The organism is Nitrospira sp. (genome assembly GCA_024760525.1).
Taxonomy (GTDB): Bacteria; Nitrospirota; Nitrospiria; order Nitrospirales; family Nitrospiraceae; genus Nitrospira_D.
In genome coordinates this window covers 620,373-641,742 of sequence record CP060499.1, presented here as the reverse complement: position 1 = coordinate 641,742, position 21,370 = coordinate 620,373, and the positions used below count along the sequence as shown (strand labels likewise).

General features: G+C 56.3%; 22 protein-coding genes and 1 tRNA gene. 15 read left to right on the top strand and 8 right to left on the bottom strand.

The genetic code is table 11. From position 1 onward, the window contains the following. Nucleotides 1-4 precede the first annotated feature (4 nt). A complete protein-coding gene (locus H8K04_03055; protein ID UVT16558.1) occupies nt 5-1,027 on the top strand; it encodes an NAD-dependent epimerase in 1,023 nt (340 codons plus the stop codon). An 18-nt stretch (nt 1,028-1,045) separates the two neighbouring features. Here the strand turns inward: H8K04_03055 and H8K04_03050 are convergent, their stop codons facing one another. Continuing rightward, the gene (locus H8K04_03050) at nt 1,046-1,609 is read right to left on the bottom strand and encodes a hypothetical protein (GenBank protein UVT16557.1); all 564 of its coding nucleotides are present in this window, start codon (nt 1,607-1,609) and stop codon (nt 1,046-1,048) included. Between the two features lie 420 nt (nt 1,610-2,029). Between H8K04_03050 and H8K04_03045 the strand changes: the two genes are divergently transcribed. Then, nucleotides 2,030-4,039 (top strand): cation:proton antiporter, encoded by a 2,010-nt coding sequence (locus tag H8K04_03045; GenBank protein UVT16556.1) that lies wholly within the window; start codon nt 2,030-2,032, stop codon nt 4,037-4,039. 118 nt (nt 4,040-4,157) lie between these two features. Here H8K04_03045 and H8K04_03040 read toward each other — a convergent pair whose 3' ends face one another. Continuing rightward, nucleotides 4,158-5,240: a Rieske 2Fe-2S domain-containing protein gene (locus H8K04_03040; protein ID UVT16555.1), complete on the bottom strand. Its 1,083-nt coding sequence runs from the start codon at nt 5,238-5,240 to the stop codon at nt 4,158-4,160. 187 nt (nt 5,241-5,427) lie between these two features. Between H8K04_03040 and H8K04_03035 the strand changes: the two genes are divergently transcribed. The 5 genes from H8K04_03035 (at nt 5,428) to H8K04_03015 (ending at nt 8,767) form a co-directional block, all read left to right on the top strand. Beyond that, entirely contained in the window at nt 5,428-5,958 is a 531-nt protein-coding gene (locus H8K04_03035; protein ID UVT17842.1) for a DsrE/DsrF/DrsH-like family protein, read from the top strand. Nucleotides 5,959-5,983: 25 nt separating this feature from the next. Continuing rightward, nucleotides 5,984-6,229, top strand: coding sequence for a sulfurtransferase TusA family protein (locus H8K04_03030; protein ID UVT16554.1), 246 nt, complete (start codon nt 5,984-5,986; stop codon nt 6,227-6,229). A gap of 81 nt (nt 6,230-6,310) precedes the next feature. Continuing rightward, nucleotides 6,311-7,798 (top strand): glutamate formimidoyltransferase, encoded by a 1,488-nt coding sequence (gene ftcD / locus H8K04_03025; protein ID UVT16553.1) that lies wholly within the window; start codon nt 6,311-6,313, stop codon nt 7,796-7,798. Between the two features lie 51 nt (nt 7,799-7,849). Then, nucleotides 7,850-8,044, top strand: coding sequence for a 30S ribosomal protein S21 (locus tag H8K04_03020; GenBank protein ID UVT16552.1), 195 nt, complete (start codon nt 7,850-7,852; stop codon nt 8,042-8,044). A 63-nt stretch (nt 8,045-8,107) separates the two neighbouring features. Continuing rightward, the gene (locus H8K04_03015; protein ID UVT16551.1) at nt 8,108-8,767 is read left to right on the top strand and encodes an endonuclease III; all 660 of its coding nucleotides are present in this window, start codon (nt 8,108-8,110) and stop codon (nt 8,765-8,767) included. A 75-nt stretch (nt 8,768-8,842) separates the two neighbouring features. Here the strand turns inward: H8K04_03015 and H8K04_03010 are convergent, their stop codons facing one another. Then, complete coding sequence (locus H8K04_03010) at nt 8,843-9,205, bottom strand: hypothetical protein (GenBank protein ID UVT16550.1); 363 nt, start codon at nt 9,203-9,205, stop codon at nt 8,843-8,845. 110 nt (nt 9,206-9,315) lie between these two features. Here H8K04_03010 and H8K04_03005 point away from each other — a divergent pair, with 110 nt between their 5' ends. The 4 genes from H8K04_03005 (at nt 9,316) to H8K04_02990 (ending at nt 13,119) form a co-directional block, all read left to right on the top strand. Beyond that, complete coding sequence (locus tag H8K04_03005) at nt 9,316-9,747, top strand: hypothetical protein (GenBank protein ID UVT16549.1); 432 nt, start codon at nt 9,316-9,318, stop codon at nt 9,745-9,747. An 84-nt stretch (nt 9,748-9,831) separates the two neighbouring features. Then, entirely contained in the window at nt 9,832-12,489 is a 2,658-nt protein-coding gene (gene polA, locus H8K04_03000; protein ID UVT16548.1) for a DNA polymerase I, read from the top strand. 23 nt (nt 12,490-12,512) lie between these two features. Beyond that, on the top strand, nt 12,513-12,770 hold the full coding sequence (locus H8K04_02995; GenBank protein ID UVT16547.1) for a hypothetical protein: 258 nt from the start codon (nt 12,513-12,515) through the stop codon (nt 12,768-12,770). A gap of 37 nt (nt 12,771-12,807) precedes the next feature. After that, nucleotides 12,808-13,119, top strand: a complete 312-nt coding sequence (locus H8K04_02990; GenBank protein UVT16546.1) for a DUF2007 domain-containing protein — start codon at nt 12,808-12,810, stop codon at nt 13,117-13,119. Here the strand turns inward: H8K04_02990 and H8K04_02985 are convergent, their stop codons facing one another. The 4 genes from H8K04_02985 to H8K04_02970 all read right to left on the bottom strand — a co-directional run bounded on the left by H8K04_02985 (nt 13,120) and on the right by H8K04_02970 (nt 16,772). Further along, nucleotides 13,120-13,566 (bottom strand): hypothetical protein, encoded by a 447-nt coding sequence (locus H8K04_02985; GenBank protein ID UVT16545.1) that lies wholly within the window; start codon nt 13,564-13,566, stop codon nt 13,120-13,122. Nucleotides 13,567-13,624: 58 nt separating this feature from the next. Continuing rightward, entirely contained in the window at nt 13,625-13,858 is a 234-nt protein-coding gene (locus tag H8K04_02980; protein UVT16544.1) for a hypothetical protein, read from the bottom strand. Between the two features lie 326 nt (nt 13,859-14,184). Next, nucleotides 14,185-15,960 (bottom strand): amidohydrolase family protein, encoded by a 1,776-nt coding sequence (locus H8K04_02975; protein ID UVT16543.1) that lies wholly within the window; start codon nt 15,958-15,960, stop codon nt 14,185-14,187. Continuing rightward, on the bottom strand, nt 15,957-16,772 hold the full coding sequence (locus tag H8K04_02970) for a uracil-DNA glycosylase (GenBank protein UVT16542.1): 816 nt from the start codon (nt 16,770-16,772) through the stop codon (nt 15,957-15,959). Before H8K04_02970 ends, H8K04_02975 begins: the two co-directional genes overlap by 4 nt. Nucleotides 16,773-17,316: 544 nt before the next feature. Between H8K04_02970 and H8K04_02965 the strand changes: the two genes are divergently transcribed. Both H8K04_02965 and H8K04_02960 read left to right on the top strand, forming a co-directional pair. Beyond that, nucleotides 17,317-17,541 (top strand): hypothetical protein, encoded by a 225-nt coding sequence (locus H8K04_02965; protein ID UVT16541.1) that lies wholly within the window; start codon nt 17,317-17,319, stop codon nt 17,539-17,541. Between the two features lie 417 nt (nt 17,542-17,958). Further along, complete coding sequence (locus H8K04_02960) at nt 17,959-18,210, top strand: hypothetical protein (GenBank protein UVT16540.1); 252 nt, start codon at nt 17,959-17,961, stop codon at nt 18,208-18,210. Between the two features lie 541 nt (nt 18,211-18,751). Here the strand turns inward: H8K04_02960 and H8K04_02955 are convergent. Next, nucleotides 18,752-18,841 (bottom strand) — tRNA-Leu (locus tag H8K04_02955). A gap of 642 nt (nt 18,842-19,483) precedes the next feature. On the opposite strand from H8K04_02955, the gene H8K04_02950 reads away from it, so the two are divergent. Together H8K04_02950 and H8K04_02945 are read left to right on the top strand one after the other, a co-directional pair. Beyond that, nucleotides 19,484-19,897: a response regulator transcription factor gene (locus H8K04_02950; GenBank protein ID UVT16539.1), complete on the top strand. Its 414-nt coding sequence runs from the start codon at nt 19,484-19,486 to the stop codon at nt 19,895-19,897. A gap of 158 nt (nt 19,898-20,055) precedes the next feature. Beyond that, the gene (locus tag H8K04_02945; GenBank protein UVT16538.1) at nt 20,056-20,811 is read left to right on the top strand and encodes a Crp/Fnr family transcriptional regulator; all 756 of its coding nucleotides are present in this window, start codon (nt 20,056-20,058) and stop codon (nt 20,809-20,811) included. Nucleotides 20,812-21,370 lie beyond the last annotated feature (559 nt).

The window sequence follows — 21,370 nt, the reverse complement described above, 5'->3', positions numbered from 1 at the left end:
AGACATGAGTGGATCACAGTCGCCGATTCTTGTCACAGGTGCCGCGGGGTTCATCGGATTCCATGTGGCAACGCGTCTGTTGGATCGAGGCGACCTTGTCATCGGCCTCGACAATATCAATGACTACTACGACGTCCGGATAAAAGAAGCTCGGCTCGCGCAATTGAAATCCCGCGAAGGATTCAGGTTCGTCAAGCTCGACCTGGCCAATCGGCAGGGCATCCGCGATCTCTTTACCGATGAGCCAATACGACGTGTGGTTCATCTTGCGGCGCAAGCAGGCGTGCGTTACTCCCTCGTCAATCCCCATGCGTATACGGAGAGCAACATCGAAGGATTCATGAATATCTTGGAAGGCTGCCGGCACAGTCACATCGAGCATCTCGTCTATGCGTCCTCCAGTTCCGTATACGGCGGCAATACTCACATGCCGTTCTCGATTCACGATAATGTGGACCATCCGGTCTCGCTCTATGCCGCCACCAAGAAAGCCAACGAATTGATGGCCCATTGCTACGCACACTTGTATCGGCTGCCCTGCACAGGTCTCCGATTCTTTACGGTGTATGGGCCCTGGGGACGCCCTGATATGGCCCTTTTTATCTTTACAAAGGCGATCTTGGAGGGGAAACCCATCGAGGTCTTCAACCAAGGCAGGATGCAACGCGACTTCACCTATGTGGACGACATCGTCGAAGGGGTCATACGGACCCTTGATCATCCGGCAACGGCCAATCCATCATGGTCAGGAGACAAGCCGGATCCAGGAACCAGCTCGGCCCCGGCGCGCATCTATAATATTGGGAACCATCAGCCGGTGGAACTCCTGCACTTCATCGAGGTGCTGGAAAACGCGTTGGAGAAAAAGGCAGAAAAGAGATTGATGCCGATACAACCGGGAGATGTCCCTGCTACCTATGCCGACATCGACGATCTCACCAACGATATCGGCTTCAAGCCGACCACCCCGATCGAACAGGGCATTCCTCGTTTTGTGAAGTGGTACCGTGAGTTCTATAGAGTGTGATGCGTTGGGTGCCTGGCGCTAGAAACACCCCACGGGCACGAACCCTGGCCCGAAGAGCCTCGACAGCGCAATATAGCGTGAGTTGTCGTAAAAGGAGTGGCTCGCTCCTCGCTGAGCGCGCCCAGTGATATCTCCCCCATAGGACGGATCCGTTCCGAAAAATACGCCGCCCCGGGTCTTCTGCACCAGATGCATCCATTCCATATACAATGTGCATACCTCGGCTTGTACGGAGCCGGAAGATGTGTTGTTCGCATACCAGTCGCGCGCCCAATCCGGGACCTGACGACCTTCCGACCCAGATGAGCGCCCCTGATGAGGAGGCACCTCATAATGCGGAGCGCCGGTGGTCATGGTTCGAGGAGCCGTCGGCATATTTTCCAAATCGGGTACCACAGACAGCGGCTTGAGCGCCATGGCATGGCAACCGGCTCTCTCCTTATTGGTGTACATAGAGCTGCCATCGGCTTGAGGGCATTCCCACGTTGTCGCAGGTCCGGGTGAGGAATCGGCGAAAGCCGACCCAGCAGACATGACCGCCAGGATTGCCGATGATAAGAATGCCGTTCGGATCAGCCGCATGGGGCACCTCCAGATCATATGGCGGAGGCACTGGGTGCCTGGTCGCCGTGTCACGTTAAGGTGCCCACACCCTACGCAATACTTTATTGTTCGGTCTATGCCTCTTTGGAGGGGGCAAAGCCAAGACTGTGGCCGCGAAAGACCATTCGGTGGCGCTCTGATCCTCCATCTTTAATCTGTACTCGCTTCGCACTCCCCCCTCACTGCGACCTCTGGGACCCATGTGAGGACAGGAAAAGTCTCTGAACAATCTTTGTGTGGGGTTGCCGCTTTGCCTTGTCCCTTGCATAGACCTCAGGTATCCTTCGTATCTCTCGTGACGGCCTCTCGACGAGAGATGTGCTGCTTCAGCGAGAAATCGTCGGACCACAGACGACGAGGGTGTTCTACGCATGACCGCCGATGCGATAAACGTACGACATGACTGACCACGGTGTGCTCGGAAACTTGCTGCTCATTTACACCGTTTCCATCGCGGTGGTGTTTCTCTTTCATCAATTCCGACTGCCGTCTATCGCGGGATTCCTCGTGGCCGGTGCGTTGATCGGTCCACACGGACTCAATATTGTTTCCGATATCGAGACGGTTCACTTATTGGCGGAAATCGGAATCGCGCTGCTCCTGTTCACGATCGGCATCGAATTCTCACTGGTCCAACTCGCATCGCTCAAGCGGCTGCTCCTGGTTGCCGCTCCCATTCAAGTGGGCGGAGTCATTGCCATCGCATGGCTTGGCGGTACCCTGACAGGATTGCCGACATCGCAGGCGATCTTCTGGGGCTTTCTGCTCTCACTCAGCAGCACCGCCATTGTGTTGAAAGCGTTGGCTGCCAGTGGAGACAATGATACGCCGCACGGGCGAGCCACCGTCGGCATTCTGGTCTTTCAGGACTTGGCCGTCGTTCCCATGATCTTGTTGACGCCCATTCTTGCCAGCCCCAATGAGGGTGCGGTCACCTCAGTGTTGCTCTCGTTAGGCAAGTCTATGGTGGTGGTCGTCTGTATCGTCGCAGCCGCATGGTATGCGGTTCCGAAGCTGCTCGATCACATCGTTCGCAGTCGAAGCCGGGAACTCTTTCTCTTGACGATCATCGTGATGTGCCTCGGCATCGCGTGGTTGACTGCTCTGGGTGGACTGTCGCTCGCCTTAGGCGCCTTCATCGCCGGACTCGTGATTTCCGAATCGGAGTACAGTCACCAGGCTATTGCCGAAGTGCTGCCGTTTCGAGACAGCTTCAACAGTCTGTTTTTTGTCTCCATCGGCATGCTGATGGATTGGCGCATTTTGTCGGAGTATCCGGCCGTCGTGACCGGCGTCTTGCTCGTGGTCCTGCTTGTAAAGTTCGTCACCGGCGCCGGAGCCGTCCTGACCATCCCTGTCCCTCCACGCTCGGCCATCATGACCGGCATTGCCCTTGCGCAGGTGGGGGAGTTCAGTTTCGTGCTGGCACAAGTAGGACAGGAGAAAGGGCTGTTGTCGGGAACGCCGTATCAGATCTTCCTGGCGGTCTCGGTCTGTTCCATGATCATCACACCGTTCCTGATGCAATTGTCGCCGCATCTCGGCCGAAGAGTCGAAGCCGTGCAACGACTCCACCACTGGCTTCCCGGACAGACGGCAGCCCATGTGCTGGAAGCGGAGGGGCGGCACCTGCGCATCAAAGACCACGTCATTATCGTGGGGTATGGGTTGAACGGGCGCAATCTGGCCCGTGTATTGAGTGAGACGGAAGTGCCGTACATCGCATTGGATTTAGACGGTGACAGAGTGCGCCGCGAGGCGGCCCATGGCTTGCCCCTCTATTATGGAGATGCAACGAACCCGACTGTGCTGAGACACGTGAAGATCGAAGACGCACGGGTCTTGGTCGTCGCGATCTCTGATCCGTTCATGGCCCGCCGGACGGTGCAGGTCGCCAGAGGCTTGAGCCCAAAGATCCATATTGTCGTAAGAACCCGCTATTTGCGAGAGTTAGAGGAACTCCACCAACTGGGCGCGGACGATGTGGTGCCGGAAGAATTTGAAACGTCGATTGAAATCTTCGCCCTCGTACTCCGCACGTACAACATGCCGCAAGACTTCGTCGTGCGAAAGGCCGAACAGGTACGCCGTGAGGGCTATGCGCTCCTACGCCGCAGCGAGCTCCCCGAGTTGGCTCATCACCTTCGCGGCGGCACCCTCACAGATGTCGAAGTGGAGACGTGCCGAATTGAGGAAGATTCACCGGCCGACGGAAAGACAATCGCCCAATTGGCGCTGCGACCACGGACAGGGGCCTCCATCATCGCATTGACCAGAAGCGGCGTGACGGAATCCAACCCCTCGGAGAAGACCACACTCCTCGCCGGCGATATCGTCGTTCTGCTCGGATCACGGCCTGAGATCAGGCGGGCCATGAGTTTTATTCTAGCGAACCAGCCTGAAAGCTAGCGTGTCGTCAAGATTGACACGCCTCACGTCTGATGCATCGCCGCGATAAATCCCGAAGGAACGTCGAGCCTATTCAAGTCGGCACGCACCGATAGGCATACCGATCGAACGAGTGCGGTCAGCTTCGCCACCGCAGCGTCACTCGCTCTTTGAGGGGGTGATCGAACGGCTGGCCGTTATGGACGGAGGCCACATGGGCCGCCTTCAATTTGTAATACCATTTGGCCGGCATGTCGGCATCGCCGAGAAACATCGATGAGGGTTTGTGACGAAGACCGACTGCCAGATGCTTCATTGCCCGCTCATCCTGGCCGAGAAACATTTTCGTCAGGGTGCGAAAAATCAAATTGCCGAACGGGAGCCAGTGCAGTCCGCGCCAATAGGCGGAGAAATCGATACGGCATTCCATATCGGATATGGGTGTGGCCATCAATCGATTGGCGAGCCACACGCTCCCGCACTGCATGAGTTCCACTCGTTGGTTCGGCAAGAGGAAGTCGATCGTGGTGGTCAGCGGTCCCCCATAGATACGCTCAATCCAATGAAACGGCCCGCTGTTCTTCGCCGGCCGGTGGGCGGTCATTCGAAAACCGTTGGGAATCGGCTCAAAGATCTTGGTCTTCTCGTGCATACGCGCATCGCTGCGCCACCAGGAATGCACGTACGGTCCATGGACCGGATCGATGAGGCCGATGATGCCGTCATCCGCAGTACAGCTGTAGGTCAACGAGATATGGAACGATTGCCGAGGCTCTGATGGAAGCGGCATGCGAGGAGCAGCCGGCAGCGGATCCATATTCCCGCGCTCATCGGCCAGATACAGCCAAATCATGCCGTCCGTTTCTTCGGCCGGATAAGTCGTGACACCGATTTTGTCGGTTTGTAGCTCCGACTCTCCAGGTAGGGCAGGAATACACCGGCAGCGACCTTTCATGTCGAACTGCCAGCCATGATACGAGCATTCCACCCGCTCACCGTTGAACCGTCCGAATGACAGAGGCATGCCGCGGTGGGGACAGATATCCCGCATTGCCGCGAGGCCACCCGCTCGATCCCGGCAGAGAACGATCGGCAACCCCAACATCTGCAATCCCTTCATGGTACCAGGGGGTAGGGTATGGCTGGGCACGGCAGGGTACCAGAATCCAAAGAGTGGAGCACTCTTGGATGATACGACTTCGGGTGACGGTTGCTCGGTCATGAGATAGGCAGGAAGCTCACAAGAAGGGCATTGTACAATGGGACCCGACTATAGCGAGGGGATGGCTGATAGGTCAAGCAACGATCGGAGGAGCGTGGTCGCCCGGTTTCTTGACACCCCAAGGATCACATACTATTCTGTTTATGCATGGAAAATGCACATCGTACAAGCATGAAGAGGTGACATGATGATTGCCTCTCAGGTAGAACCGGCGACGACGTTGGCACAGCTGCAAGAATCCAAGCCCGAGCGAGTGACGATTGTATTACTGAGCGGGGATCTTGATCGAGCCATGGCCGCTTTCATTATCGCGACGGGTGCCGCTGCGATGGGCATGCGTGTGACCATGTTCTTCACATTTTGGGGGTTGAATACGATTCGAAAGAAGGGCGCGGCGAGCTCAGCGAAGGATTGGCTTCGACGTGTGTTTGGATTCCTCAACAAAGGCGGAGCCGATACGTTGCCATTATCCCGCTTCCATTTCGGCGGGCTGGGCACCAAAATGATGCAGCAGGTGATGAAGCAAAATCGGATGCCCGGTGTTCCGGAGCTGATGCAAACAGCCATTGACCTGGATGTGCGATTTATCGCCTGCACCACGACGATGGGCCTCATGGGCATTGCCAAGGATACATTGATCGACGGGATTGATCAGTTCGCGGGCGTGACCACGTATCTGGCGGAAGCAAAACATGGCAGCGTCAACTTGTTCATTTGAACCGCCGACCAAGTGAGGTGCCTTGATGGTGCAAGCCGATATCAAGCTGGATACATTGGGGTACTTTTGCCCGATGCCGATTATTTTGACGTCCAAGAAAATCAAAGAGCTGGCTTTGGGACAAGTGCTCGAGGTCATCTCCGATGATGAGGGCATCAAGAAGGACATGCCGGCGTGGTGCGAATCCACGGGCCATGAAATGATGGGCTTGGAAGAGGAACAGGCCAAGTCCGGCCGGATCTATAAGGCCTTCGTCAAGAAAACGAAATAATCACACCTTCTTGGAGACATCAAGGCAAGAAGCCGGAGGGACGATGCCCAGTCCTCCGGCTTTTTCGTTTACGAGGGGCCTATGGACGGAATCGTCGAGTGCGTCCCAAATTTCAGCGAAGGTCGGGATCGAGCGACCATTCAAGCTCTGATCGATGCGGTGACCTCGACCACCGGCGTGGCGCTCTTAGACCATTCTATGGATGCGGACCACCACCGGTCGGTCCTGACGTTCTGTGGAAACCCTGACGCGATCGTCGAGGCGGCCTTTCGTGCCGTTCGGATCGCGACAGACCTTATCGACCTGCGCAAACATGCCGGCGGACATCCTCGCGTGGGGGCGACCGACGTGGTGCCGTTTATTCCGATCAGAGGCACAACCATGCAGGACTGTGTGCAGCTCGCCAAGCGACTGGGAGAAAAAGTCGCGCGTGAGCTGGAGATTCCCGTGTTCTTATACGAACGGGCCGCAAGTCATGCCGACCACGTCCCGTTGGAGGCAGTGAGACGTGGTGGGCTTGAAGGCTTGGCCTTCCGGATGGCCCACGATCCGGATTGGACACCGGACTTTGGACCGCCTCGACTCCATGAGAGCGCCGGAGCCATTGCGATCGGCGCCCGCCCCCCCCTGATCGCCTACAACGTGAACCTCCGATGCAAGGACGTCGACGTGGCCCAGGCCATCGCGAGGGCCGTTCGCCAATCAACCGGAGGATTGCCCCATCTGAAAGCGATCGGCGTAGAGTTGGCCAGCCGCGGCATGGTGCAAGTGGCGATGAATCTGACCGACCACCTGGCGACGCCGATCCTGACGGCATTTCAGATGGTCATGCGCGAAGCCGCAAACCGGGGAGTAGAGGTGGCGGGAAGTGAACTGATCGGATTAGTGCCGCAGGCGGCACTGGATCAAGCCGCGGCGGCTGCGGTGCAGCTCGACCGATACGATTCGGGCCAGGTACTCGAAACAAGAATAGCCGAGACAATGCTCGGGAAGAAGGAAACAGAGCACACGTTGTCGGACTTTCTCACCGCAGTCGCTGATGCCAAACCGACACCGGCCGGTGGTGGCGTGGCGGCATTTGTCGGTGCCTTGGCGGCTGCTTTGGGAGTGATGGGAGCACGTCTTGGCCGACAACCGAACACAGAACAGCGTCTACTGGAATTGAGTCGGCGGCTCCACCTACTCGTTCAAGAAGATACAGAAGCCTACAACGCCCTGACAAATGCCTACAAAATCCCCAAGCATCACTTAGACCGCCCTAGTGCGGTTTCCATAGCGCTACGGAAGGCCACTGAAGTGCCTCTGGCAATCTCGGAGGCGGCCTGTGAGGTCGGCCGGTATCTCCACTCGATACGCGAGCTAGTGAAGCCGGCGGTTCGTTCGGATCTCACCGTCGGCATGACCATGGCTATTGCCGCGGCTCAAGCAGGCCTTGTCACCGTCAATACCAACATAACTTCACAACAAAATCAGCAGCTTACGGATTCATTTCAAACCAGGATTGCAAAGGCCGCCGACAATCTTGAGGAACTAAGGAGGTTATGCTACACTCCGGCGCCCGATTCTTAAAACTCACAAGCAGCAGGCTCGCTTGGCCTGAGAAAGTCGAAAGCCAACCGGATGGAAATCAAGGTTTTTAACAACAACGTTGAAAAAGCACTCAAGGTCGCCAAAAAGAAGCTGGCAGGCGAGGGTCTGTTCCGAGAGTTAAAGCGTCGCCGCTTCTACGAGAAGCCCAGCGTGAGAAAGAAAGCCAAGCAACGCGAAGCTCAGCGACGCCGGCAGAAGTGGCTATCGAAGCGGAAGCCTGACTAGGCTCGTCGTTCTCAGTTAGACACCGCCCTCGTCCATTCCTTCCCCCGTTCTCGTCCAAGTCCGATGCGCCCGGGTCAAATTCATACGGCTATCCGACTTGTGAAGGAGGAAGTACGCCGATGGCAGGAACCTGTCCTCGGCATCGTCGCGAAACAATCCGATCGTAATCCCTTTCTCATCCTGATTTCCTGCCTCTTAAGCCTTCGGACCAAGGACAAGACCACCAGAGAAGCCAGCGATCGACTCTTCGCCATGTCGCGCACACCGGCGTCGATGGTGAAGCTTCCCCTGAAGAGGATCGAACAGGCGATTTACCCGGTCGGCTTCTACCGGATGAAGGCCAATTCGATTCACCGAATCTGCCGCCGACTCCTCGATGAGTATGATGGAGTGGTACCGGATTCGATCGATGAACTGGTGACGCTACCGGGGGTGGGAAGAAAGACGGCGAACCTTGTCGTCACCGTCGGCTTTCAGAAGCCCGGTATTTGCGTCGACGTGCACGTGCATCGCATCAGCAACCGCTGGGGGTATATCGATACAAAGACACCGGAAGAGACGGAAAACGCCTTGCGGCGCAAGCTGCCCAAACAGTACTGGATTACCTATAACGATCTCCTGGTTCCCTACGGTCAGAATCTTTGCCTTCCGGTGTCCCCGTTGTGCAGCACCTGCAAGTTGGCGGACTTGTGCGACCGAACCGGAGTCACACGATCTCGTTAGGGGTCGCGAGTGAATCTTACAGGCTGACAAACAAGTAGCGGGATACGCGCAAGGATCCGTCTTGCCGGGCCATCTCTATTTCTTCTGCACGCGGGTTTTCACACTGTTCACGTAGTCTGTGATGGCGGCATCGACTTCGTCGGAGGTCATCGGGCGGTCATGTGTCTCGCTCTCATCGACAAGGTATCGATCATGCTCCTTCTCCTGCCGGAGAACCACCGCATTTTCGGGAGTCACGTCGATCAGCATGAACCACTCCTGAGCCCCTTGTGAAATCACGACTTGTTTGCCCGTGCCTCTCTTAGTGATCTCGATCCGGAGATCTTCACCCGCGTCAGCAGATGCCCATGCCGTGCCTACAAGAGAAAAATGCCAGGCTACCGGCGTCATCATGAGCATGAGGCATACGACCATTGCGCGCGGCTTGAGAAGATTCATGCCGATGCTCCACGAAGGATGATTATATCGACCGGGCACGACTGCGTAAACACGAGCTCGAGCCCAATCCGTCTTGAGGGGCATCGGAGCCCATGCTAGGATGCCCCCCGATGGATGGGCTCCTGTCCGCAGTTCAGCAATACGTCTCGGCCGAAACCCTCGTTACACTGACGGCGCTCTCGATTGTTTTCTTTGTGGGATCGCTGATAGCCATCCCGTTCATCCTCGTCCGGCTTCCGACGGATTTCTTCGACACCCGTGTGCCGCGACGCTGGATGGAAAACCACCATCCGGTCCTTCGGATGCTCGGCCACCTTGCGAAGAACGTGGTCGGCGCGATTTTTCTGTTTGCCGGATTCTTAATGTTGTTCTTGCCGGGGCAAGGTATTCTCACGATGTTGATCGGGGTGACGATGCTGGACTTTCCCGGCAAGCGGAAGCTGGAAGCGAAAATGATCGGTCAACCCGCTGTCCTGAACACGATCAACAACATGCGTCAGAAATTCGGAAAGCCGCCGTTGATTATTGCGCCGGAACCGTAATAGATGAGTCGGCGGCAATCGACAATCGCCATGGATGAAAATCAAATGCTGACCGCTGAAGGTTCAACGCGGTAAGCTGTGTCTATGTCGGTCCCTCCATCCACCCGCAAAGTCCTCTACCTCATCGACGGCAGCGCCTACATCTATCGTGCCTTCTTTGCCCTGCCGGCGCTGAATAATTCGAAAGGTCTCCAGACCAATGCGGTCTATGGATTCATGACCACGCTCTTGAAGATCATCCGGGAGCACAAGCCGGATGGTCTTGCGGTGGCTTTTGACGAAAAGGGCCCGACCCTCCGGCATGCGGAGTTTAAAGAGTATAAGGCGCAGCGCCCGCCGATGCCGGACGGGATGTCGGTACAGATCCCATACATTCATCGCGTAGTGGAAGCTCTGAATATCCCCGCCGTCAGGCAGGCCGGATACGAAGCGGACGATCTCATCGGCACGCTGGCTCGGCAAGCCGAAACAGCGGGCTGCGATGTGGTGATCGTCACAGGCGACAAGGACATGTTGCAGCTGCTCACGTCACATATCCGCATCTATGATCCGGTGAAGAACAAATGGTCGGGCGAGGCCGAATGCCGTGAACGCTTCGGGGTTGAGCCGGCGCGCGTTGTGGAAGTCATGGGCCTCATGGGCGACAGCACGGACAACATTCCCGGCGTGAAAGGGATCGGCGAGAAAACGGCGATGAAATTGATCGCGCAGTTCGGGACGATCGATGAACTGCTGCGCCGCCTCGATGAGGTCACGCCCGCCCGTATCAAGACACTCCTCGCCGAACAGTCGGAGAATGCGCGACTGAGCCGGAAGTTGGCCACCATCGACACACAGAGTCCGGTGGAGTTCCATCCCGACACATACCGGATCAAACCTCCGCATGACGAACAACTGGCCGAGCTGCTGCGCGAGCTGGAGTTCACCTCGCTCCTCAAGAGCCTCCAGCCGTCGTCGAATCAGCCGGAGACAAAAACCCGTGCCACCGCCATCATCGAAGACGAAGCCGCCGCGCAACGTTTTGTCGGCAGCTTACAGAAGGGTGCGCCGCTCGGGCTGCATTGTTTGTTGACCCCTCGATCAGATGCTCACGCCGATATCCTCGGCCTGGCCCTTTCCACGGGCGAGCAGACAGCCTACATTCCGGTCGATATCCACACCTTCATGCGGCCTATCACGGATCTGCTGCATGGAGTGGACAGGCCCAAAATCGTGCATGACCTCAAAGCCACTCTACTGGTCTTCCATCGCCTCGGCGTCACCTTGGCGCCGCCGTACATGGACACGATGATCGCGGACTATTTACTCAACCCCAACCGCCGCGACCATACCCTCGAAACGATATCGTTGGAGTTGTTGGGTGAACGGCTCGGATCGGGTCCACAGGAAAAGGCCCAACCACAATCGCTCTTCGAAGTCGACACCGGTTCACGCGAGGCGGCAGCGGAATCCGCCACCGCCCTGGCCAAGCTAGGGCCGCTTCTGACGGAGCGGCTGACGGAGCAAGGAAGCCTGAAACTCTTCACTGGCGTCGAAATGCCGCTCGTCCCGGTCTTGGCCGATATCGAACGGAACGGGTTCTTACTCGATGTCGAGGGGCTTCAGTCCTTGAGCAACGAATTGGAGCGAGAGCTCGGCCGCATGATGGAAACCATCGCGGGATTAGCCGGAAGCGAATTCAACATTAATTCACCGAAACAGCTCGCCGCGGTGCTGTTTGAGAAGCTCGGCCTCAAGCCCTTGCGCAAAACCAAGACCGGCTACTCGACCGACGAAGACACCCTCACACAACTCGCGACGCAACACGAGCTACCCGCCCAGATTCTCAACTACCGAAGTCTCAGCAAACTCAAATCGACCTATGTGGACGCGCTGCCGCAGCTGGTGCATCAGGAGACGAAACGGCTCCACACGTCGCTGAACCAAACGGTCGCGGCGACCGGACGCCTCTCATCCACCGACCCGAATCTTCAAAACATCCCGGTCAAGGGTGACTATGGTTTACGTATTCGCGAGGCTTTCATCGTCCCGAAAGGCCACGAACTTCTCTGTGCCGACTACAGCCAGATCGAACCGCGCATTCTCGCCCATCTCTCGCACGATCCCCGCTTGGTGTCCGTCTTTACCAAAGGCGAGGACATCCACATGGCAACGGCCATGGAAATCTTCAATCTTCCCTCCAGTCAGATCACCAGAGACATGCGCCGAACGGCCAAGACCGTCGTCTTTGGGATCGTCTACGGAATCAGTCCATTCGGTCTCTCGCAGAATTTGGGAGTACCGCAACCCGAGGCCAAGAAATACATCGAGACCTTCTTTGAGCGGTTTGCCGCGGTGCGAGCCCTCATGGATCGGAATATCGTGGAAGGACGAGAGAAGGGCTACACCACGACAATCCTCGGCCGCCGCCGGCCGATTCCCGAGCTCCAAAGTGGGGACCCGGTCCAACGTGGTTTCGGCGAACGTATGGCGGTCAACAGCCCCATTCAAGGCTCAGCTGCTGACTTGATCAAGCTGGCTATGATCAACGTGCATAAAACGCTTCGCGAAGAACTGCCGCACGTGAAAATGATCCTTCAAGTCCACGATGAATTGATCTTCGAAGTGCCGGATCATAACCTGGAGGAAGCGAAGCGATTGGTGAAACAGGAGATGGAAGCTGTCGGAATACAGTTGGGTTTATCGGTACCGCTCAAAGTAGATCTCGGCGTCGGCAAAAACTGGCGCGTGGCACATCCCTAACTCACACACATGCGAGGTGACATATGCTGACCATACGCATTTCCGTTGCGTGGACGATCGCACTCATCAGCCTTGGGGCCCTGGGGCTTGTGCTCCTCTTCGGCCAACCGCTCACAGCAAAGGCTCAGGAGCACAAACGCTATCAATACCAAATCATCGAAGTACTCCCGGATACGCAGAATATGCAAACCAAGCTGAACGAGTTTGGGGCAGACGGCTGGGAGCTGGTGGCCGTATCGATGGGCAGTATGACCGAACCGAGGCTGGTTTTTAAGAAGTGATGGGGCGCACAAGAAACCTCGCGAAGATTTGGACTCGATGAAAAAGGTCTTCGTGTCGCAGAACTTGTTCGAAGTGGAGATGCGCAAGGAGCGTCTCGAGCAAGCCGGTATCCGGTGCATGATCAAGAACCAGCGTTCCTCGGGCCTGGCCGGAGAGATTCCATTTACCGAAGTGTTCCCGGAGGTGTGGGTTATTCAGGATGAGGATTATGATCGGGCACAGCAATTACTGGAAGACGGTCTGGTGTTGTTAGCATCGGACCAAGATACTTGGACATGCGCGGGATGCGGCGAGCGTCACGGAAGCCAATTTGCGGAATGTTGGAAATGCGGACAGGAAAGAGGTTGATTATTTCATCCTCTTGCACACGACCCGCCAAACCGATTGAGCCAAGGTTCCACGTGGAATGGGAGTCCAGTCAGATTCGCCCGACGTTTTATGCAGCACTTCGCCCGACCCCATATTCCCCGAAAAATACTCCAATGCCAGCAGCCGAAAACGTTCCTTGATACAGTCGTGCTCTTCCTGGGCGCGTGAGGACAAGTATTTCCTGAACCCCCGCATCTGCGCAATCTTCAGATCATCCAAGACCCATACGCTCACCAACTCACCATTCCGGATGATGCTTTCCGAATCAATATAGATTTCGGCCTTGTCGTTCCTATCGACAAGAGACCATTCCGCGCGCAGTGGGGCAGCGTTCCATAGCTGCAGGAGCGTAAACCCAAGGAGAAGTCTCGACGCTCCCTGGAGGCCGGCGCGAGCACAAGGCATCGACCACCACACCATGCGCATGTTGAAACAGAACTCCTGACGACTGGTTTTAACGAAAGAGACTTGGTGACGGCTCCTTCTACTGCCCTATTTTCTTGCTGATGCAGGTATTGAACGCCATGCGCTGATGATAGGGTGTCCAAAACCACTTGTACTTATTCACCTGATCCAACTCACCCACATATTCATTACACCGTTTCGTTTCTGCTTCCCCCGCTTCCAAAGGCGCTGTCATCACCCAGGCCCCAATCCCTATGACACAAAGAAAGACAATGACACCGGCAACGAACATCACGATTCCCTTTGTATTCATGCATCCCTCAATAGGTTCGTTTTCGACAAAGACTCGATTCTCATGCGACTGGTGCCGGAGACCGGGATTGCACCGACGCGGGCCTTGAAGCCCGAGGGATTTTAAGACTGAAGTCCCGTCGGAGTCTATAGAGATTCATCAAAATCTACAGAGCGATTCTAGTGAGTGGACAATAGTTGAAGCCCTGAACAACGCTTGACCGCAACGGCAACAGATGAAAAGGCCTTGTGGCGAATGACAAGAGAAATTATGGAGGGTGTTTGTGTGAGTCGACGATGCGTTGAGCCTTTGTGAGACCGGCTTCCCCCGCCTCTTCGCGCGACGGATCAGTAGAGTTCCGCAAGACCCGAGCGTATCGGCTCAGGCAGGTTGGGCTGATTCGAAATCTCCGCCAGAAAATTGGAATCGTCCGCCACGGTGAGCGGATCGAGCGTGATCGGCCGGAGCAGCTGCGAGAGCGGCATGGCCGCGGCTCGCTGGGAGATCCGGTCAGGGCCCGTGAAGTCCCGAGGCCCATTCAACGGCAACCGCGGCCGCAGATCGGTTCCTGTCGCTTGAATCTCATCGAGGGCCAAGGTCCATACCACCGGCTCTTGCCTATCCAATACGGCCCGCCTGATGACTCGTGATCGCGGCGTCTCCAGCGCCCGGGCGAGCTTTGGGAGGTCACGGAAGGCCTTTTGCAGCGCGGTCCTGGCTGCACGCAGGGAAATCTTGGCAACGTCCGGATCGCCGGTCTCTTGCTGTAGAAATAGTCGTCTCGCCTTTCCACCCACCCGCACCGTCTCTCCCTTCGCACCGAGCGTACTCATCAACCCAGAAAATCCGTAGCGGGCGACCCCGTTGATCATGACCAGACTGATTGCCGTTTCCTTCGCCTGAATCAGTGCGTCGTAGGGATCCCCCTCCTGGCCGGCGATGACGACCACATCGGCACGCTTGCCTGCTTCGAGCGTCCCGAGCGCGTCATGCCACTTGAGAATTTTGGCCGCCTCCCGTGTCGCCATCGCGATCAACTCGCGCGCACTGAACAGTCCTCCCAAGAGATGCTGAGAATAAAGCCAGGCGACTTTAAGCTCGCCGAGTAAGTTTTTGCTTCCCGACGGGGACCAGTCACTGCCGAGGCCGATGCGCACGCCCACTCGCTTCGCGTCTTCCACCCGCGCCGTGGCTCCATAGAGCAGCAAGTTGCTGAGCGGCGACCAGACCATCGACCCTCCATGTTCTCCCAGCACCGCGAAGTCTTCGGGCAACAAACCAGCCGCATGAATCGCCGCGAATCGATCATTGAGCGCCCACTCGTTCGGCGCCACCTGAAGGGAGAGAAAATGTTTACGGGCGATCGAACTGGCCTGTCCGGAGGTGGTGATCCCCTCGCTCAGATGGAGAAGGAAACAACTGTCCTCCTTTTTCAGCCGTGCCAGAAATGATCGGGCGCTCTTGGCATCGAGGTCCGGGATCCGGGCTTTAGCCTCGGAGAGAGCCGGGTCGTCGGTGTTCTCCACGTTGCGCACAATTCCTCGATAGTATCGCTGCACGCCGGCGTTGCTGCTCAACATAATTCCCTGACTCGTCGTGACACCTCCGAGGAGACATTTACACTCGACATAACGAATGAGCGGAGCCAACAACGAAGGGTTCCCGTGGGCGTCCCGGTATTTTCCCACCACGGTCATGGGACCGCTGATGAGTTTGCGGTAATCGGGATGATCCGGCCATTGGCCACGGTGCTGGAACAATTTCGGCACGGGACTCCACAGCGGTAGCGCGTTATAGCTGAGATGATTGTGGAGTTCGATCAAACCGGGGAAAAGCGTGCCGTCGGTCTCTACCACGTCGACATCGTCGAAGCCGGCCGGCGGCCGCTGGGCACGGTCCTGCACTGCGACGATAGTTCCCTGGTCGATGAACAGGACGGCGTTAGGCTTCACGGTCCACGCGTCGTCCATGGTGACGACCCGTCCCGCCAGCGCGGCCTTCGCGCCTGTCAGCGGATCAATCGGCCCACGCGGCTTTGTCGCACTCGCTGTGAAAGGAGGAACTCCTCGGGCTCCGGCAACTGTCCCCGCGAGCGGATACCAACGGCGTGGGAAGTGGCTCATACCACGATCCCCTTGGGCACGGTAATCGTAATGTTGCGTCGCTTGGCGAGATCATCGGCTCCGGAACGCTTGGCCCAGCCATCTTGCTCGTGCATCCAGGCGGGGAGGCCCGCCGGTATGTCATACGCAGGGATCCCCACACGGTCGCCGTCGGCCCAGCTCTCGCCGTACAATACCAGCGGGGTAGTGACATCCATATCTTGTACGCTTGGCGAGAGAATCTGGAGGGCCGCGTTCCAATTGTGCAGCATCTTCTTGGTGGCAGCCGCGAGCTTGGTCTTGTTCCCCTTCGACGAGCTTTCCGGCTGTGTCGGATGCGACACCGCCGCATAAGTGACATGGACCGACTGCGCCGCCGGGGTTGCTTTCCAGAATTGCCAGGCTTCATCCGCGGCCTGCCCGAGGGCGAGCACGGCTTTAACTTGACTGCCGACGAGCAAGGCGTTGATCCACCGATTGCGATACTCGATCAGGGTCGGGTTCTTGCGGGTCTTGGCCTTGACGCTCCCATAGACGCTGTACAGATAGGTGTTGATGAAGACATAGCTGCGGGTGATGCCGAGTTTCGCCAGAAAACCCTGGACGCGTCGTCCCGCTTCGCCCACCAGATTCCGGCGGATGATCGTCTCGTGCTGCGCGGGATCCTGTCCAATCACGAGAATTCTGGCGGAACCGTCGAGCCGCCCACGGTGAAAGATAGGTCCCCACTCAAGACGGAAATTGCTCGATGGATACACCGTCTCGTCCGGATAGTCTTCGCACAAACTCTTGAAGGGTTCCTGCCCATAGCCGGGATCGAATGGATGTGGCATCGTGCGTCACCTCGTCATTTCTTTGAGAGCAGAAATAGAAAATGCAGGTTCCGGCATTCTGCGGCAGAAGCCTAGGCTGGGGCTATTCTGAGAGTTTCTTAATTGGTTCCTACCTAAGTGGAGGCTCTCGCTCTCTTCGAGGGCTTAAGAAACCGGCGAGACTACAGTGCGCGGATGACACAAGATCGGAGTACGCCGCAGTTCCGCTATAGCTTTCACAGGAAACCCTGATGTCGCTCAAGGAATGTTTCCCCTAGCAACTTAAGATCTGTCATCGATTCATTCAAACCCGCTACCTACTCACCCGAACAACAACATAGCGTCGATCGCCTGGGTTGCTGTGTGAAGTCTTTGTTCGCGGATTGAGCTCCGATATCTGCCATCGTGCCCAGCAACATTCGTATTCCAAACAGAGCCAACTCCTAGTTGTCGCGAGCACCCCGCTGTTTGTAGGGTCAACCACATAACTGGACCATCGCGTCACGATCCCTCCATGCGAAGCAGCGTTCGCGGTGGGAAAATGGTTAAAGTCGGGAGAACGACCATGCCGACATATAAGCAACGGAGGATCGATTTGGATCCGATCTGTCAGGCTGACGGGACCTGGCAATGTTCCTATACGATTATTGAATTCAGGCAAACCTGCTGGGGGTGTCAGGACGGACACCTTGATGGCACCTACTCGACTCGCGACAATGACCATGAAGAGTTGCTTATCGCTCAATCGCTCCATGGAGGCCCTTCATTTCAGGGGGGAGTCGAGGAATAGGAACGTATATTTCGAGCAAGTAACGCGCCCAGCTGAATTTCACGGAAATCCGAAGGTTCCCGCCAACGACTGCACTACGCAGTGAATCGATCTGATTCCGATCGAATCAAAATGGATTTAGGGTGCCCGCATCAATCCTCCCATGTAGCGGTGATCTTTGAACTTCTCTGCCGACTTGCACATTTGTTGAATGAGTGTTCCTATCGGCTACATACAGATATCCAATGTAATGAAAGACCGACGGTCGGCTTGCGGGTCATTCTTTCACTCCTAAGGGTCTGGTGCTCACGACCGTCTTGGAGTATCGCGACCGTTACCGCCCAGACAAATCGCGAAGGTGCCCTAATAGTACTCAGATGCTGAGACTTAGGGATAGTCCTTGGTGAGATGAACGCGATTGAAGAGTACTACTGGTGAATGGGCAAGAAGGATAAAGATTGCGGGTTGCGTTTTATGATCGCAGAGGCCGCAGCTGCACTTGAAGAGTGGTTGGAAGAACAGGATACGGTTAAGCGGAAAGAACCTCGATGCGAGGCAGAGGCGAAAGAGCTCCTGTATTGGCGCTCTGGCTATCTGAGTGCTCTCCAGGAAATGCTAGCCATCATGGCTGAACTGGACCTGAACCCAAGCGGTATTCGCAAAAACCGACAGACCTCCATGTTCCACTAGGCGACTCTGTGCGTGTAGAAGACTCCGTTCGGTGCCCCCACACCTCCCCTTCTGGAGCTGACCCGAGAGAGCTGGCTGGCCTCAGCTATCGTGTTGAGCTTCCCACGGTAAGGGTCATCCGCTTATCACGTCGGCCAATCGATCCGCCTCATTGTGATGAGGTGAGGACCATTTGAACGACCAGGTTGTTCGTAAGAGAGCGAACGATACGCCATGACGGGTTTCCGTCTTCACCCAGGTCTCCTCACGATCGTCCGGTGGAAGCGTTCGTAGTTCGAGCGGTTCGTTGGCTGACCAATCCCCCAGGACCCATCCTCTCGGAGTGAGATGCCATTCTACGTGAACGGTATCGGTTCTCATGACAATCCTCTGAGCATAGCAGATACCTCCCAAAATGCGTTGAAGTGCAAAAGGTCCAACTTATCAGGGACATGCCAGGAGGTATGAATCGCTCAGAAGGGAATACGCGGTTGACTGTACAGGCTTGGATTCATCTGATGGAGCAGTGCGGACGAACAATCATGGATAAGTTATTGAAAGATGGTGCCGGAGACCGGGATCGAACCGGTACGGGCCTTGTGAGCCCGAGGGATTTTAAGTCCCTTGCGTCTGCCTATTCCGCCACTCCGGCGAGAGGGGAGACTTTAACATATTGTCAAGCACTTGCGACCATATTTGTGGCTGATTCATGGGACTGCTCCAAGGCTTTCGCATGGGCCAGTGATAGATTAGGTGTTAGATTTCTGAGCTGCGACAATCAAATCAGCTTCTCTAAAGCGGTTGTATTGAGTGAAGCAGACCATCGTCTCATGCCCGCTGATTTGCATGATGGCCCATATTCAAGGGTTCACCCTAGTAATAATGGGAGGAAAGGGAGTGTCTAATCAGCCTGCAGCATTCCGATTCACACTTCCCTCCGAATGGCTCCCGCTACATAGCCAGCCTACCTGCTGCTCTCTCAACTTCTGCTCAAGGAGAGGACGAAGTATGCTGGACATTGGAGTGTGCCCCCACTGTTACGCGCCGGTGGGGAATCTGAAGCTGGAACCCATCGATGTGCTTTCGGAACTAACGCAGAAATACACGGGCATCACCATGCTGTGTCCGTTTTGCACAAAGCTCCTTCGTGCCGACTGGATCTCGCTTCCGAAAATAGTTGCTGAGATACGACCCCCGCCTAAGAGCGTGTCCATTCAACTCCGTGCCACAGATATTCCCCAGTACCATACTCCCAAAGCGTCTGGTAGCTCATAGAAACATGAAGGTGGAACATATGCTAGATTCGGCCAGCGGAGGGACACAATCATCCCAGCCTGTTCGTGTGCTGGTGGTCGAGAACCATCGTCTAGTCCGCCAGGAGTTGAGGAACATGGTGAATTCTTCTGGCGAGTTCACAGTCGCCGGCGAAGCGGAGAACGGCGAGTTGGCCTGTGCGCTGGCGCAACAATTACAGCCCGATGTCATCCTGATGGATGTGGACATGCCCAGGATGAACGGGATTGAGGCGACACGGTGGATCAAGACGACCCTCCCCCAGGTGGTCATCATTGGGCTCTCGGTCTATCCAAGCGATGCCATCGCCAACGACATGAAAGCCGCAGGAGCTTCTACGTACCTGAGCAAAGAAACTGAACCGCAGGACTTGTATCGGGCCATCCATTCGGCACTCACCAAGTCACAGATGTGATGTGACTATATTGCCGTCGTCCTACACTCGTAACCGACAGTCCCTCCTTGACTCCCGCGCACAGAGCACATAACCTGAAAAGAGATCCTTTACACACAACCTGCCGACGGCTCGCGGAGAGCCCACCGCCGACACCTTGTGACAAAGGCGGTGCCGTGATGTCGGCTCCTTCTGACCTATTCGTAAAGAATCGCATGCTCAAGGGGCTCCCTCTCTCGGAGCGCCAGCTGCTCGCTTCATCGTGTGAGCGAGTCGAGATACACCTTGGAGACGTCATTGACGAGGTGGGGCGTCCCATTCAGTTTCTGTTCTTCCCGATCAATTCAGCCCTGAGCATCATCAACAGCCCGGACCAGACACACACCGTGGAAGTGATGGTGACCGGAAACAAAGGCTGCAGCGGCGCGTCCATTGTGCTCGGCAATGACCGCTCACCGTGTGAGGTGTCGACTCAAATCAGCGGAGTGGCCATCCGTCTCGCAGCCTCGGTCTTCGCAACCCACCGCTCGAGCCTGCCCTACCTGGAAGGCGCACTCACGCGTCACAATCTCCTGATCATGAATCTCGCCGTGGTGTCGGTAGGGTGTAGCCAGTTCCATTCTCCGGCGCAACGGCTTGCCCGGTGGCTAAAGACACACTGGCAGCGAACGGGTATTGATTCATTTCCGTTCCCGAGTGAGTTTCTTTCCGCCCAAGTGGGGGTGGCGTCCGAAATCGTGAAAGACCTATTCACGCACTTTGAGTCACTCGGTCTCGTGCAGCAGGGGCGCAATACCGTCGCAATTACGAACCAGACGGGGTTGGAACAACGGAGTTGTCACTGTTATACCAAGGCCAAAGCCTCGACCGAGGACTACCTCCAGTGCTTGGCTGATCTGACCGCGAGGCATAGGATCTCACCGGAGACCGCTTAAGAGGCGGTCTTCCGCTTGAGCATCGGTTCAGTTGAGATAGCGTCTCCGGCTCCTCGTTCACATTTGCGAGTCTAGTACCGTGACCTACCGAATCTTTTTAGGCTATTCGTTCAGTCGAGTGCACAACTTGAGGAGGGCGTCATCATGGCTACCATGACCGTTCATTACTGTTCGAGATGGGCTGATCTGTTATCGATGCTAAGACCCAGCACTGAGTCTGAGATACAGCTTTACTTTACGGATAAGCGCCAGCATCGTCCGGTCGACCCGAAGGGGACGTGCGACAAATGTGGACAGACGGGGGATGTTTCTTATTATCAGTTTCCCGGCTGATCTTGACGAACCTCATGTCACATTCCAACGCAGTTGACGGATAAGGAAGCAGAGGCCGTGATGGACATCTCGAAACGCCTATCTGTCCTGTTCGGTGGCGATCGAGACCTTCCATTGGATGCTTAGATTCATTTGAGCAAGCCAAGGCGCACGAGACTATATTCTCGCGCCGACGGGTTTTAGAACTGGGGCACCGTGCGGATGAGAAGCGGGACCGAGAGAGACA

What these genes read in the sequence shown, in the direction of transcription:
- H8K04_02945 (UVT16538.1), top strand. Translation starts at nt 20,056, where the DNA reads ATGTCGGCTCCTTCTGACCTATTCGTAAAGAATCGCATGCTCAAGGGG.
- H8K04_03015 (UVT16551.1), top strand. Translation starts at nt 8,108, where the DNA reads ATGCGCCCGGGTCAAATTCATACGGCTATCCGACTTGTGAAGGAGGAA.
- H8K04_02960 (UVT16540.1), top strand. Translation starts at nt 17,959, where the DNA reads ATGGGCAAGAAGGATAAAGATTGCGGGTTGCGTTTTATGATCGCAGAG.
- H8K04_02985 (UVT16545.1), bottom strand. Translation starts at nt 13,566, where the DNA reads ATGCGCATGGTGTGGTGGTCGATGCCTTGTGCTCGCGCCGGCCTCCAG.
- H8K04_02995 (UVT16547.1), top strand. Translation starts at nt 12,513, where the DNA reads ATGCTGACCATACGCATTTCCGTTGCGTGGACGATCGCACTCATCAGC.
- H8K04_02965 (UVT16541.1), top strand. Translation starts at nt 17,317, where the DNA reads ATGCCGACATATAAGCAACGGAGGATCGATTTGGATCCGATCTGTCAG.
- H8K04_03050 (UVT16557.1), bottom strand. Translation starts at nt 1,609, where the DNA reads ATGCGGCTGATCCGAACGGCATTCTTATCATCGGCAATCCTGGCGGTC.
- H8K04_02950 (UVT16539.1), top strand. Translation starts at nt 19,484, where the DNA reads ATGCTAGATTCGGCCAGCGGAGGGACACAATCATCCCAGCCTGTTCGT.
- H8K04_03020 (UVT16552.1), top strand. Translation starts at nt 7,850, where the DNA reads ATGGAAATCAAGGTTTTTAACAACAACGTTGAAAAAGCACTCAAGGTC.
- ftcD (UVT16553.1), top strand. Translation starts at nt 6,311, where the DNA reads ATGGACGGAATCGTCGAGTGCGTCCCAAATTTCAGCGAAGGTCGGGAT.
- H8K04_03010 (UVT16550.1), bottom strand. Translation starts at nt 9,205, where the DNA reads ATGAATCTTCTCAAGCCGCGCGCAATGGTCGTATGCCTCATGCTCATG.
- H8K04_02990 (UVT16546.1), top strand. Translation starts at nt 12,808, where the DNA reads ATGAAAAAGGTCTTCGTGTCGCAGAACTTGTTCGAAGTGGAGATGCGC.
- H8K04_02975 (UVT16543.1), bottom strand. Translation starts at nt 15,960, where the DNA reads ATGAGCCACTTCCCACGCCGTTGGTATCCGCTCGCGGGGACAGTTGCC.
- polA (UVT16548.1), top strand. Translation starts at nt 9,832, where the DNA reads ATGTCGGTCCCTCCATCCACCCGCAAAGTCCTCTACCTCATCGACGGC.
- H8K04_02980 (UVT16544.1), bottom strand. Translation starts at nt 13,858, where the DNA reads ATGAATACAAAGGGAATCGTGATGTTCGTTGCCGGTGTCATTGTCTTT.
- H8K04_03035 (UVT17842.1), top strand. Translation starts at nt 5,428, where the DNA reads ATGATTGCCTCTCAGGTAGAACCGGCGACGACGTTGGCACAGCTGCAA.
- H8K04_03040 (UVT16555.1), bottom strand. Translation starts at nt 5,240, where the DNA reads ATGACCGAGCAACCGTCACCCGAAGTCGTATCATCCAAGAGTGCTCCA.
- H8K04_03045 (UVT16556.1), top strand. Translation starts at nt 2,030, where the DNA reads ATGACTGACCACGGTGTGCTCGGAAACTTGCTGCTCATTTACACCGTT.
- H8K04_02970 (UVT16542.1), bottom strand. Translation starts at nt 16,772, where the DNA reads ATGCCACATCCATTCGATCCCGGCTATGGGCAGGAACCCTTCAAGAGT.
- H8K04_03005 (UVT16549.1), top strand. Translation starts at nt 9,316, where the DNA reads ATGGATGGGCTCCTGTCCGCAGTTCAGCAATACGTCTCGGCCGAAACC.
- H8K04_03055 (UVT16558.1), top strand. Translation starts at nt 5, where the DNA reads ATGAGTGGATCACAGTCGCCGATTCTTGTCACAGGTGCCGCGGGGTTC.
- H8K04_03030 (UVT16554.1), top strand. Translation starts at nt 5,984, where the DNA reads ATGGTGCAAGCCGATATCAAGCTGGATACATTGGGGTACTTTTGCCCG.